This is a genomic window from Parvimonas sp. oral taxon 393 str. F0440, assembly GCA_000223315.2.
GTDB lineage: Bacteria > Bacillota > Clostridia > Tissierellales > Peptoniphilaceae > Parvimonas.
This window is the reverse complement of sequence record AFUS01000004.1, coordinates 1-13,379: the sequence shown is the minus strand read 5'-3', so window position 1 is coordinate 13,379 and position 13,379 is coordinate 1. Positions and strand designations below refer to the sequence as shown.

Annotated in this window: 14 protein-coding genes and 2 pseudogenes; all 16 read right to left on the bottom strand. The window is 28.6% G+C overall.

All coding sequences use genetic code 11. From position 1 onward, the window contains the following. Nucleotides 1-190 precede the first annotated feature (190 nt). Complete coding sequence (locus HMPREF9127_RS00910; RefSeq protein ID WP_009447865.1) at nucleotides 191-973, bottom strand: ABC transporter permease; 783 nt, start codon at nucleotides 971-973, stop codon at nucleotides 191-193. Nucleotide 974: 1 nt separating this feature from the next. Continuing rightward, complete coding sequence (locus HMPREF9127_RS00905) at nucleotides 975-1,295, bottom strand: ABC-2 family transporter protein (RefSeq protein WP_176604722.1); 321 nt, start codon at nucleotides 1,293-1,295, stop codon at nucleotides 975-977. 29 nt (nucleotides 1,296-1,324) lie between these two features. Then, nucleotides 1,325-1,753, bottom strand: coding sequence for an ABC-2 family transporter protein (locus tag HMPREF9127_RS00900; protein WP_009447715.1), 429 nt, complete (start codon nucleotides 1,751-1,753; stop codon nucleotides 1,325-1,327). Then, nucleotides 1,750-2,682: an ABC transporter ATP-binding protein gene (locus HMPREF9127_RS00895; RefSeq protein WP_009447944.1), complete on the bottom strand. Its 933-nt coding sequence runs from the start codon at nucleotides 2,680-2,682 to the stop codon at nucleotides 1,750-1,752. The genes HMPREF9127_RS00900 and HMPREF9127_RS00895 overlap by 4 nt, the downstream gene beginning before the upstream one ends. A gap of 571 nt (nucleotides 2,683-3,253) precedes the next feature. Next, a pseudogene (locus tag HMPREF9127_RS00890) lies at nucleotides 3,254-4,017 on the bottom strand (SigB/SigF/SigG family RNA polymerase sigma factor). Nucleotides 4,018-4,092: 75 nt separating this feature from the next. Then, nucleotides 4,093-4,368 (bottom strand): ATP-binding protein, encoded by a 276-nt coding sequence (locus HMPREF9127_RS00885; protein WP_255261658.1) that lies wholly within the window; start codon nucleotides 4,366-4,368, stop codon nucleotides 4,093-4,095. A gap of 2 nt (nucleotides 4,369-4,370) precedes the next feature. Next, entirely contained in the window at nucleotides 4,371-4,676 is a 306-nt protein-coding gene (locus HMPREF9127_RS00880) for an STAS domain-containing protein (RefSeq protein WP_009448325.1), read from the bottom strand. Between the two features lie 9 nt (nucleotides 4,677-4,685). After that, complete coding sequence (gene gyrA / locus HMPREF9127_RS00875; RefSeq protein WP_009447989.1) at nucleotides 4,686-7,115, bottom strand: DNA gyrase subunit A; 2,430 nt, start codon at nucleotides 7,113-7,115, stop codon at nucleotides 4,686-4,688. Nucleotides 7,116-7,124: 9 nt separating this feature from the next. Beyond that, on the bottom strand, nucleotides 7,125-9,041 hold the full coding sequence (gene gyrB / locus HMPREF9127_RS00870; RefSeq protein WP_009448250.1) for a DNA topoisomerase (ATP-hydrolyzing) subunit B: 1,917 nt from the start codon (nucleotides 9,039-9,041) through the stop codon (nucleotides 7,125-7,127). Beyond that, nucleotides 9,034-9,795 carry a DNA replication/repair protein RecF gene (gene recF / locus HMPREF9127_RS00865; RefSeq protein WP_482198127.1) on the bottom strand — a complete coding sequence of 254 codons (762 nt, stop codon included), beginning with the start codon at nucleotides 9,793-9,795 and terminating at the stop codon, nucleotides 9,034-9,036. Before recF ends, gyrB begins: the two co-directional genes overlap by 8 nt. A 23-nt stretch (nucleotides 9,796-9,818) precedes the next feature. After that, on the bottom strand, nucleotides 9,819-10,133 hold the full coding sequence (locus HMPREF9127_RS00860) for an AAA family ATPase (RefSeq protein ID WP_009448089.1): 315 nt from the start codon (nucleotides 10,131-10,133) through the stop codon (nucleotides 9,819-9,821). A gap of 2 nt (nucleotides 10,134-10,135) precedes the next feature. After that, nucleotides 10,136-10,360, bottom strand: a complete 225-nt coding sequence (locus HMPREF9127_RS00855) for an RNA-binding S4 domain-containing protein (protein WP_009448403.1) — start codon at nucleotides 10,358-10,360, stop codon at nucleotides 10,136-10,138. A gap of 9 nt (nucleotides 10,361-10,369) precedes the next feature. Next, nucleotides 10,370-11,347: a DNA polymerase III subunit beta gene (gene dnaN / locus HMPREF9127_RS00850; protein WP_009448299.1), complete on the bottom strand. Its 978-nt coding sequence runs from the start codon at nucleotides 11,345-11,347 to the stop codon at nucleotides 10,370-10,372. Nucleotides 11,348-11,750: 403 nt separating this feature from the next. Further along, entirely contained in the window at nucleotides 11,751-12,296 is a 546-nt protein-coding gene (locus HMPREF9127_RS09695; protein ID WP_009448204.1) for a helix-turn-helix domain-containing protein, read from the bottom strand. Between the two features lie 42 nt (nucleotides 12,297-12,338). Further along, nucleotides 12,339-12,712, bottom strand: a pseudogene (locus HMPREF9127_RS08610) (DnaA ATPase domain-containing protein); the annotation flags it as partial. An 89-nt stretch (nucleotides 12,713-12,801) separates the two neighbouring features. Continuing rightward, entirely contained in the window at nucleotides 12,802-13,164 is a 363-nt protein-coding gene (locus HMPREF9127_RS08605; RefSeq protein ID WP_009448058.1) for a DnaA N-terminal domain-containing protein, read from the bottom strand. Between the last annotated feature and the right edge of the window lie 215 nt (nucleotides 13,165-13,379).

Sequence of the window (13,379 nt, the reverse complement as noted above, 5' to 3'; positions counted from 1 at the left end):
TGTAACGAAGCGAAGCTGAGTGCAATGGAGAGATCTCATACTTATTCTTGTTTACAAGAATAAGTGAATGTATCGTAGATACATAAATTAAAAAAACTATTCAAAATTTCTTTCAAAAATACTATTAATTCTAAACAAGCAATAGTTGAGATCTTCATAACAATTGTAATCATAAGGCTGTTATTAAATTTTAACCACCTTGTGATTCATATTTATTTACTCCAATTTTGAAAGCAAAATTTGCAATGCTAAATAAAACTGCTATCCAAATAATTTGCATTAAAAATACATATAAAATATCTCCGGACTTTCCTTGTAAAATCATTACCGGATAATAATATATGTAACTTATTGGTAAATAATTTAAAAATTGAAATTTCTCAGTTAATAAAAATAACGGAATCATCTCACCACTAAAAATCTGTATTACTATCCATACTATATCCCTAAGACTTAAAGTATTCTCAAACCAAAAGGATAGAATTCCAACTATTTCAAATATGAAAAATAAAATTGTAAATCCTAGCAATGCGGAGATAAAAAAGTAAATTATGTTTAAAAATATTAATTTTTCACCTGTTTGCAAGAATAAATTTGCTATCATTATTATTAAAAATCCAAGTGGAAATGAAATAATAAAATTTGCAAAATTCTCAAAATATTTTTTCTTAATATATGAAATGGGAAGTAATAAGTATCTATCCAAATCACCACTTCTTATATCTTCATACACATAATAACATACTGTTCCGGCAGGCATCATAATTGATTTTAATATCAAAATTGAAATGTAATACATTATAAAAAACGAAAACTTAAATTCTCCCAATTTTTGATATTCATTTAGCCAATAAATCATAAAAATATAAATCATTATTTGAACGGGAAGCGTTGAAATCATCATAATTACATTTAGAAAATATTCTTTCATCTTCTTTAATTCTAAACTTATCAAAACCAAATATTTTTTCATTTTAGCCTCCATTTGATGTATATTTTAATATAGCTTTCTTATGTATAAATTCGTATAACAAGGCAAAAATTATTAAAATAACAATTTCAAAAACCAAAAATTTAAAATTATCTGTCCTTCCAAAGAAACACATTGTAGGATAATAAGAAATTAAAGACATTGGTATAACATAAGTTAAAATTATTTGAACAAATTTTGGAAAAATTGTCAAAGGATAATTTTTTGTAATATTTAAACTGAAAATCAACTCACGAAATCCCTCAAATCTATCAATTAAGAAAGATAACATTGTAAGACTTCCATAAAATAAATTAAGTATCAAAACTCCAATGGCTAAAAAAATAATGGCCATTAAAAATTAAATATACTAAAACTTATTTCATAAGCAAAAATTACAACACAAAAGCCAATAACAAACATAAAAAATTGTTGTATCATATATACTATTGGAGTATTTTCAATTAAAAACAAAAAAATATCTCTTCTTGGAAGTATAAGATATTTATCATAGCTTCCATCATTTATACAATATGGTAAATCTCTATACCCAAAGAAAAATCCACCTAATGAATCTGCAAGTAAAGCAAACATATTTAAAACCATAATTTCTTTTATTCCATAAAGACCTATTTCTCCAAAGTTACTGCTTAAAACCAACCAAAAGACTAAATTTAAAACAATATTAAGTAGAGCATATATAAAAGTCATAACAGTATGAATTGGATAGATAGTAACCAATTTTAGAGAGTTTTTAAGTGAAATTAAAATTAATTTTCTCATCTTTTATTCTCCCCATAAAATTTAATCAACAAATCTTCTAAAGACTCATCAAAAATATTTATATCTGAAACTGAGTTTTTAACCAAAAATGATACAATTTCATTTACTCTATCTGCAAGAACAACAAGCTCAATTTCATCTCCATAAATCACTTTTTTTGAAATACTTTCCAAATACTCTACTGAAATATTATTCTCATTTTTAAATCTAATAATTTTATCAGATTTAACATTATTAAATAATCTTTTATCTCCGTCAAATACGATTTGTCCTTTATCTACAATTATCAATCTACTACATAATTTTTCAATTTCATCAATATTATGTGTTGTTAAACAAATTGTAGTATTTGAATTTTTATTAAGATAATCTAAAAATGATAGTATTTCATTCTTAACAACTATATCCAGACCTATTGTAGGCTCATCCAAAAATATAACTTTGGGATTATGTAATAGTGATGCACAAAGTTCACATCTCATTCTTTGTCCAAATGACAATTTACGAACAGGAGTTTCGTATAATTCCTTTAAATTTAAAATTTCATCATAATAACTAAGTCTTTCTTTAAAAGTTTTATCATCAATTCCATAGACTTCCTTATAATATTTTAAAGAATCTTTAACAGGTATATCATAAAGCAAAATTGATTTTTGCCCCATAACAACTCCTATACTTTTCAAAAAATTATTCTCTCTTTTATATGGTATAAACCCATTAACCCTTATTCTTCCACTTGTAGGCTTTAATACTCCGGACATCATTTTCATTAATGTACTCTTTCCTGCACCGTTTAATCCGATAAGTCCTATTTTTTCTCCCTGATTAATAGAAAAGGAAACTCCTTTTACTGCATTCACAATATTAAAAGGTTTAAACAATCCCTTTCTAATATGATAATCTTTCGTTAAATCTTTTACTTCTATCATAACATTCCCCACTAAAATATTTTTAAAGTAACTTTTGAATTTTCTTATAATAAAATAACTTCCTATTAAATTTGATAATAACATAGTAATTATTTAATTTCAAGTAATTATACTATAATCATTTGTTAAAAATAAAAAATTAGAACACTAACAATAGACTAATCATAATAAATTCTAAGAAAATAATTATTTTCTTGACAATAACAAATTCTTAAAATAATATTAAATCAAAAAAACCAATATAAATAACTCATTATCCCTTAAAATATGTTAATTTCTAAGCTATAATTTTATATTTAATAAAAAATAGATTTATCATTATATTTTTTTAATAGAATCAATGATTCAAATCATATTTCTATCAGAAATACTATTGCTTGTTTACAAGCAATAGTAGGTCTGACGCAAAGATTGTTCAAATCTTTGATTTGAGTACAATCGACTGTAGAGATCTCATACTTATTCTTGTTTACAAGAATAAGTGAATGTATCGTAGATACATCATAATTAAATTTATATATCCTCTTCACACAAAAAAATCAACGGATTTCCGTTGATTTTTCTCCTAAATTTACATATTTAATTCTTCTCTAAATTTTGCAAGGGCTTTTTTTTCGAGACGACTTACTGTCATCTGTGAAATGTTTAGCTCTTTTGCAAGGGCAACTTGTGTTTTTTGTTCAAAATATCTTCCAAGTATTATCTGTTTTTCAACTTCGGTTAATTTGTCTAAAGTTTTTCTGATAAAGTCTTGATTGTCGATAAAGTCAAATTCTTTATCATCTTCTCCAACAATATCAATTAAGTTTGTGTCTTTGTCTTCACTATCAGAATTTTCAAAACTTTGATCTAAGGATTGAGGTGTGTAAACTTTACTAGCTTCCATAATTTCCAACACTTCTTCTTCTGAAAGTTCTACATAGTCGGCAATATCTTTAATTGTTGGAGTTCTTCCAAGCTCTTGTGTTAAATGATATTTTGCATTATTAACTTTTTTAGAGTTCTCCTGTATTCTTCTTGGAACTCGAATTACCCAACCTTTATCTCTGAAATATCTCTTTATTTCTCCAACGATAGTCGGCATAGCGAAACTTGAAAATTCAAAGCCTTTTGAGATATCATATCTATCTATAGCATAGATTAAGCCAAGACTTGCAACTTGGAATAAATCGTCGTAATCTATTCCACGATTTACATATTTTTTAGCTAAAATTTCAGCCATATATAGATTTTTTCAATTAATTTATCTCGAAGTTCCGGTGTGGGTTTTTCAAAATATTCTCTAAACAGAGCCTTTATCTGTTCTGAGTCCGGTTTGCTATATGCCTTTTTCATTTTTTTATCCTTTGTTTTTAATTAAAAGTACACTTTTTTCCTTAAATTCTATTTTATCGACTAAATTTTCCAAAATTAATAAAGCAAATTTATTTTCTTCTTTTTCTTGAATTCCCAAAAGAGAAATATCAGGGATGACTTCAATTTCAATTTTATCTTCAAAAACATCCATACTGATTTCAAAAATTCACTTTCATCCACAAATAAATTCAAAACTTCAGAAATTGAAACCTTTAAATCTTCGATATTTTCAATATCCATAGAGATTGTATTCGCTATGGAAGAGATTGAAAGTCTTACTGTTGAAATATATTTTTTTTCTGAAGGAAATTTAACAAATATTTTATCCATAATTACCCCTCTATTTCAAAAACTTTATCCAAATCGGTTATGAGAAAAATTTTCTTGATATGAGGTTTTAAGCCTGTTATAACAAGTTTTTCTCCCTTTTCTTTTATATTTTTATAGATACTTATAAAAGCACCAAGTCCTGTTGAATCAATATATGAAAGATTTTCACAATTTACTGTTATGTTTTTTACTCCTTTAACGGAATTAACTTTTTCTTTAAATTCTTTATTGGAATTTATATCCAAATCGCCTTGTAAATCGACAAAAAGTTTATCCCCCTCTTGTCTTAAATCAACTTTTAATTCCATAGCATCTCCTTATTCAACATCATTTACATATTTTGCAACTGCAACGATTTTATCCTCTTCTTTATTTACGTCCTTGATTATAACACCTTGTGTATCTCTACCTTTTACAGGTATGTCCTTAACAAGAAGTCTTATGATTCCTCCACTTTGTGAAAGAACGATAATTTCATCATTTGGATTTACTATTTTTGATGAAACTACAAAACCGGTTTTATCAGTTACTTTATAAGTTTTAACACCTTTTCCACCTCTGTTTTGTACTTTGTAGTTTGAAGTTAGAGTTCTCTTTCCAAAACCGAATTCGGAAACTACAAGAAGGTGTTTTCCTTCAGAGTCAAGATTCATTGAAACCACTTCATCGTCTTTATCAAGTTTAATTCCTCTTACACCTTGACCAGTTCTTCCGATTTCTCTAATATCTGAAAGTGCAAATTTAATTGCAAGTCCTTTTCTTGTAACCAGAATAGCAGAGTCTTCAACAGTTGCAACTCTAACTTGGATTAGTTCGTCATCTTCAACTAAATTGATTGCTTTCATTCCAACTTTTCTAATTGCTTTGAAAAGTTCAACAGATGTTCTCTTGATTGTTCCTTTCTTTGTAGCCATAATCAAGTATTCATCAGCTTCAGCATCTTTTACAGGAATTACTGCATTTACTTTTTCTCCATGCATTAATTCTAAAAGATTTATAATATTTTGTCCTTTGGCTTGTCTTTTTCCTTCAGGAATTTCATAAGCCTTTAATTTATAAACTCTTCCCTTATTAGTAAAGAATAAAATTAAGCTATGAGTTGAAGTGATGAAAAGACTGTCAACATAGTCGTCTTCCTTTGTAGTAAGGGCGACAACACCTTTTCCTCCTCTGTTTTGTACTTTGTAAGTATCAGAAGGAATTCTCTTGATGTAACCTTGTTTTGTAAGAGTTATTACAACATCTTCTTCTTTGATTAACTCTTCAATTTCAATTTCATCAAAATTAGGTTTTATTTCTGTTCTTCTGTCATCGCCAAATTTTTCTTTAATTTCTATTAATTCTTCTTTGATTATATTTAAGATTAATCTTTCATTTCCTAAAATTTCTTTAAGTCTTGCTATTTCTTTAATCAAAGAGTTATATTCATCTTGTAATTTTTCTCTTTCAAGACCTTGAAGTCTTCTTAAACGCATTTCAAGGATACTTTCAGCTTGAATTTTAGTAAAGCCGAAACGTTCCATAAGTTTTTCTTGTGCATCTGAGTAAGAAGCTCTGATTATCTTAATTATTTCGTCGATATGATCAATCGCTTTTAAAAGTCCTTCAACGATATGTGCTCTGTCTTCAGCTTTTTTAAGTTCAAATCTACAACGTCTTGTAATTACTTCTCTTTGATGTTCAACATAATGTCCGATTAATTCTTTTAAGTTTAAAACTTTAGGCTCACCATTTACAAGTGCAAGGTTTATTACCCCAAAAGTAGTTTGCATTTGTGTATGTTTATAAAGATTATTTAAAATGATATTCGGATTAGCATCTCTCTTTAATTCGATTACAATTCTAATCCCTTTCATATTACTTTCATCTCTTAAGTCTGAAATTCCTTCAATTCTCTTATCTTTGATAAGCTCAACAATCTTCATAATCAAATTAGTTTTATTAACTTGATATGGAATTTCTGTAACTATAATTCTATTTTTATTATTATGTTCTTCAATATTCGCAACTGCTCTTACAGTAATTTTTCCACGTCCTGTATGATAAGCCTGCTTTATTCCTTCAAGTCCCATAATATTTGCTCCAGTCGGGAAGTCAGGACCTTTTACAAATTTCATAAGTTCATCAACGGAAATATCGAAATTGTCGATATATTCGCAAGTTGCATCAATTACTTCGTTTAAATTATGTGGTGGCATATTTGTAGCCATACCAACTGCAATACCAGCAGCACCATTTACCAAAAGATTTGGAAATTTACTTGGTAAAACAACCGGTTCTTTTTCGTTTTCATCATAGTTTGGAGCGAAGTCAACTGTATCTTTATTTATATCTCTTAACATTTCAAGAGCAAGTTTTTGCATTCTAACTTCTGTATAACGAGGAGCGGCAGCACCGTCTCCGTCAATAGTACCGAAGTTACCTTGACCGTCAACAAGAGGATAACGCAAGTTGAAATCTTGTGCAAGTCTAACTGTCGCATCATAAATTGCAGAATCACCATGAGGGTGATACTTACCCATTACTTCCCCGACAAGTCTTGAAGATTTTTTATAAGGCTTGTCCGGTAAAAGTCCAAGACCTTGCATTGCATAAATAATTCTTCTATGAACAGGCTTTAAACCGTCTCTAACATCAGGTAAAGCTCTTGCAACAATAACACTCATGGCATATTCAAGGTATGACTTTTTCATTTCCTTTTCGATATCTACATCGACAACATTTATTTTATTTTCTATATCAGCCATCTATTCCTCCTATGCGTCAATATTTTCAACATATTTCGCATTTTGTTCTATAAATTCACGTCTCGGTTCAACCTTATCTCCCATAAGAGTTGAGAAAGTTTCATCTATTGACACAAGTTCTTCATCATCAATATTCACTTGTAGGAAAAGTCTGTTTTCAGGATTCATTGTTGTTTCCCAAAGTTGTGCAGGATTCATTTCCCCAAGACCTTTATATCTTTGAATTCTATGTGAATCACGACCAAGTTCGTCTAAACTAGCTTGTAATTCTTCATCAGTCCAACAATATTTTACAACCTTAACACCTTTAATAATTCCGTATAGTGGCGGTTGTGCAATATAAACATGACCTTGTTCTATTAATTCTCTCATATAACGATAGAAAAATGTTAAAATTAAAGTTCTAATATGTGCACCGTCAACGTCGGCATCTGTCATTATAACTATTTTTCCATATCTTAAATTATCTAATTTAAAATCTTTTCCAATTCCCGTTCCGAAAGCAGTAATCATTGACTTAATTTCTTCATAGCCTAAAATCTTGTCAATTCTTGCCTTTTCAACATTCATAATCTTACCTTTAAGCGGTAAAACTGCTTGGAATTTACTATCTCTACCTTGTTTTGCAGAACCACCCGCAGAGTCCCCTTCGACAAGATATATTTCATTTACAGAAATATCACTTTCTTGGCAGTCGGATAATTTTCCGGGTAAAGTAGTATTATCCAGAATGGATTTTTTACGAGTTAAATCTCTCGCCTTTCTTGCAGCTTCTCTCGCTCTAGCACTACTTTGTGCCTTTTCTATAACAATTTTACCAACTTTTGGATTTTCTTCTAAGAAAGTCATTAAATTATCATATAGGAAAGTTTCAACAATACCACGGCTTTCACTATTTCCCAGTTTAGCCTTAGTTTGCCCTTCAAATTGAGGATTTGGAAGTTTTATAGAAACAATTCCTGTAAGTCCCTCTCTTGTATCATCTCCTTGAAGATTTGCTTCCTTATCCTTAATTAAATTGTATTTTCTTCCATAGTCATTTAAAGTACGAGTAAGAGCAGTCTTAAATCCTACTAAATGGCTTCCCCCTTCAGGAGTATGGATATTATTTGCAAAAGTTAAGACATTTTCAGAGTATCCGTCAGTATATTGCATAGAAATTTCAACTTGTGAATCTCCTCTTTGTCCTTGAAAATAGATTACTTCATTATGAAGATTATTTTTATTTCTATTCATATACTCAACAAAAGATTTTATCCCACCTTCATAGTGGAAAGTTTCAGTATAATCTTCTCTTTCATCTGTAAAAACAATTTTAACACCCTTATTTAAAAATGCCATTTCTCTAAATCTATTTCTTAAAATTTCTTTTTCAAAAATAGTTGTATCAAAAATTTCAGAATCAGGTTTAAAAGTTATTATTGTTCCGGTTTCTTTTGAAGTACCTACAACTTCAAGTTTAGAAGTAGCATTACCTCTTGAAAATTGTTGTTCATAAAGTTTTCCATCTCTTTTTACATTTGCAATAAGCCACTCTGAAAGAGCATTTACTACAGAAACCCCAACTCCATGAAGTCCCCCTGAAACTTGATATGCATTGTTATTAAATTTTCCACCTGCATGTAGAATAGTTAAAACTGTTTCAAGAGTTGATTTTCCTGTTTGTGGATGCACTTCAACCGGAATACCGCTACCATTGTCCTCAACTCTTACAGAATTATCATCAAAAATTGTAACTGTAATTGTATCACAAACTCCTGCCAAAGCCTCATCTATACTATTATCAACAACTTCATAAACTAAATGATGAAGTCCCTTTACTCCTGTCGAACCTATGTACATACCAGGTCTAAGTCTAACAGGTTCAAGACCTGTTAAAACCTTAATGTCTTTCGCACCGTAATTTCTAATTTTTTCTTTACTCATTTTTTCCCTTTCTCGCTTTTTCCATTTCTATAACATTAATATTCTTAAAATTATTTACAAAAGATTTATCTGTAGTCGTTATAAAGACTTGATTATCCGTTAAATATTCCAAAATTTCATATCTTCTGTCTTCATCCAACTCACTGAACAGGTCATCAAGTAGAATAATCGGTTTTACTCCCTTAAATTCTTCAAAAATATTTTTTTGACACATTTTAATCGTAATTATAATATTTCTCTTTTGACCTTGTGAAGAAAAGCTCTTCGCATCATTTCCATTTAAAATAAATTTATAATTTTCCTTATGAATACCGAAGTTTGTAGTCTTATTTTCACAATCCAATTTATAGGATTTTGAAAAATTCTCCAAAATTTCCTTTAAACATTCATTTTCAGACCTTCTATGATTTGATAAAATTGACTCATACTCTATAAAAAGAGTTTCTCCAGACAATTTTTGATGAATTGAATTTATTTCCATATTTATCAAGTCAATCAGCTTTTTTCTCTCCATACTTATTTCATAAGATAGAAGAGCAAGTTTTTTTGTCAGAGCATTCATCTCCTGCTTATAAAAGCTGGATAAATTCACACCCTTTAAAAGTAAATTTCTTCTAAAAATGACATTTCTATATAAATTTAATTTCTGTTTATAGCCCTTTGTCATCTTCATAATGAAGCTGTCAAAAAAATTTCTTCTAAAATTCGGACTTTCTGTGATGATTTTAAGTTCATCAGGAAAAAATCCGATAATATTTGAAAAGTCGTAAAGTTCATTTACACTTTTAATCTTAATATCATCAATTTTAAAAACTTTTTCTTATCTTCGGTATATAAAAAGGAAATTTTATTTTCAAATCCTCTTTCCTTTACAAAAGTATCAACCTTTGTAAAACTCTCTCCAAAACTTATAAAATCTTCCTGTTTTGCCTGTCTAAAACTTGACGCAACAAGAGAAATGTAAATTGCCTCCAAAACATTCGTCTTTCCGATTCCATTTTTTCCGACAAAAACATTTATATTCTCTTTAAACTCAAAAGAAATATCTTTTAAATTTCGAAAGTTGGTCAAATGTACTTTTTCAACTATCAACTCTACCTCTTTTTAATAATTAAACTTATTTCTTCATTGTCAGCTAATAATTTAACAGTCATTCCATCATAAATCTTTCTTCCGCGTCTTGTTTCAACTTCTCCGTCAACTAAAACTAAACCTTCAGAGATAAATAATTTGGCTTCAGCTCCCGTTTGAACAACTGATGCATATTTCAACAATGAATCCAATTTTATAAATTCAGTATCAATAATAATTTCTTCCATTTTTAACTCCTAGTATTGAGAATCTTGCAATAAAACAGGTAAAACTAAATAAGTATAATCTATATTTTCATCTTCCGGTCTTATTATACAAGCACCTGCTCTACCGTTAAATGTAATTTCAACAAAATCCTGTTCTATTGTCTTTAATCCATCTAATACATATTTTGAATTAAAGGCAATTTTAAGATTATCTCCCTCTTTTTTGATGTCGATAATATCTTTTAAATCTCCAATTTCAGATGAGCCCTCAACTAAAATACTGGTATCATCTATTGTAAAAGTAACTAAATCTCCCTTTTCCGCCTTATAGATAATATTCGCTCTTTCAATCGCATTTATTAAATCACGTCTTGAAACAATAATCTTTGTCTTGTGTTCATAAGAAAATAGAGCCTTGTAATTCAAATATTCTCCATCAATTACTCTAGTTGAAAAGATAGTATTTTCAAAAGTAAAAATTGCACTACCTCTTACAAGTGAAATTCCCACAACTGCTCCTTCAGGAACAATTTTTGAAATTTCATTTAAAGCTCTTGGTGGAATTATAACTTTCTTTTCAATATCTTCTTCTATCTTAAAACTTCTCTTTGCAATTCTATGACCGTCAAGTGCGACAAAATCTACATTTTTATCTTCAATTTCAACGTCAACACCATTTAAAACTATTCTATAATCATCTATTGCAGTTGCAAAAATAGTTTGTTTAGTCGCAACTTTAAGCAAATTTTCTTGAACATAAAAATCGACTTTATTTTCAAAAGTTGGAAATTCAGGATATGAATAAATATCCATTGCAATAATATTGAATTTTGCATTTTCACTTTGAATAAAGACTTTTTCTCTATCGACTTTTATATAAACTTCATCATTAGGTAATTTTCTTACTATATTGGAAATCATTGAAGCATTAAGTAAAACTTCTCCCTCTTTTTCAACCTTACATTCAGTTGAAGTTTCAATTGCAAGTTCCAAATCGGTTGACTTCAAAGTTAATCTATTATCTTTTGCGATAAATAAAATTCCTTCTAATATTGAAGTATTATTTTTAAACTTATCGCTCTTAAAGATATATTTATCAAACTCAAAAGTTCATTTTGCATTATCTTTATTTCCATTATTTTCTCCTTTTTTTCACATATAAAAAATATATAATTTAGTAGTAATAGTAGTAGGGGCTGTGGATATCTCAAATAACCCTTTTTAATGTTCAAACTTCAACATTTACTCAACTGTATAACTACTGTATAAATCACAAAATAATCATAGACTTATAAACATATTAACAATAAAAAATTCTAAAAAGTTATCAACAACTTATCAACAGGCTTATAAACAGTATAAATTGAATAACTAAAAATTTCTTTAAAAATAATATTACATTTTTGTAATACTAATCTTCCAACATTTTCTTTATGTTTTCTATATCCTGCTTTACGGATTCCGTTGTTCTTATCTTTTCGTCAATCTTTTTAACTCCATGCATTATAGTAGTATGATCCTTTTCAAAAGCTGAACCTATATTTCCCAAAGCACAGTCTAACATATTTCTGCAAAGATACATTGCAACCTGTCTAGGATAAGCAATTGAATTGGCTCTATTCTTTGAGCTTAAATCGGAAACCTCTATTTTAAAATACTTACTTACAGTTTCCTTTATCAAATCTATATCCAATTCTCTTCTATTCAGTTCATTAAGTTTTTGGGCTAAAATTCCCTTTACATAATCAACTGTCATCGGAGCATCCTGTTTTAATTTATAATGAGCCAAAACATTAATTAAAGCTCCTTCGAGCTCCCTAATATTTGTCTTTATATTCATTGCAATAAATTCCAAAACTTCATTTGAAAGAGTTATCGGCTCAAACTTTACCTTGTCTTGTAAAATAGCCATTCTAGTTTCAAAATCAGGTGGTTGAATATCAACAGTCAAACCCATATTAAATCTGCTCTTAAGTCTGTCCTCAAGATTTTTAATCTCCTTTGGCGGTCTATCTGATGAAATGATAATTTGTTTATTTCTGCTGTATAATTCATTAAAAGTATGGAAAAATTCCTCTTGAGTTGCAGTCTTTCCAGCAATAAATTGAATATCATCTATAAGCAGAACATCTACATTTCTATATTTTTTCTAAATTCGGATTCAGAATTTTGACTTTTATCCCTGATTGAGTCAATCAAATCAATTGTAAATTTCTCACTACTCAAATACAACACCTTACAATCAAAATTCTTATGAATTTCATAACCTATTGCCTTCATAAGATGTGTCTTTCCAAGTCCTGAATTTCCATAAATGAAAAGAGGATTGTAAGTACCTGCAGGATTTTTGGCAACAGCTTCGGCAGCAGCCATAGCAAATTCATTATTCTTACCCTTTATAAAATTATCAAAAGTAAATTTTTCTGTAAAATCCAAAGAATTACTTGAAGATGAAATTTTCTTTAATTTTCCTTTTTTGTAGCCTTTTCACCGGATTTTGAAAAGAAAGAAGTTTGACCTCCTGAATTTTTAATCGCTTCCAAATAAATCTCATCAGTAGCGACAACCGGTAAAAGCTCCGTTCTCTCCTGAATTAGAGGAAAAAGCTGATTATTTATAGCTTCTTCAATATAATCTTTAAAATGTCCATTTATAAAAGTTTTAATATAATTTGACTGGCAAAGAACCATTAACTTATGATTCTCATAACAAATCGGCTTTAAAACTTCAATCCATGTTGCGAAACGGCTCTCCCCAAGTTTTGCTTTCAACTCATGACAAACTTCAAGCCATAAACTGTCAACCATTATTTCATTCTCAAACATAAACTACTCCCCATACAAAGTTATCAACATATTTATCCACAGTGAATAAAATTTTAGAAATATTGAAATTTAAACATTTATATAGTATTTTCTAAAAAATATTTAAACAATTTAAAAAGTTATCCACATTTTTAAAAAAGTTATCCTGTTTATAAAATAAATTGTATTTTTACAAATTTTTGAAAAATTTAAAAAAATTATCAAAAGATAATAAA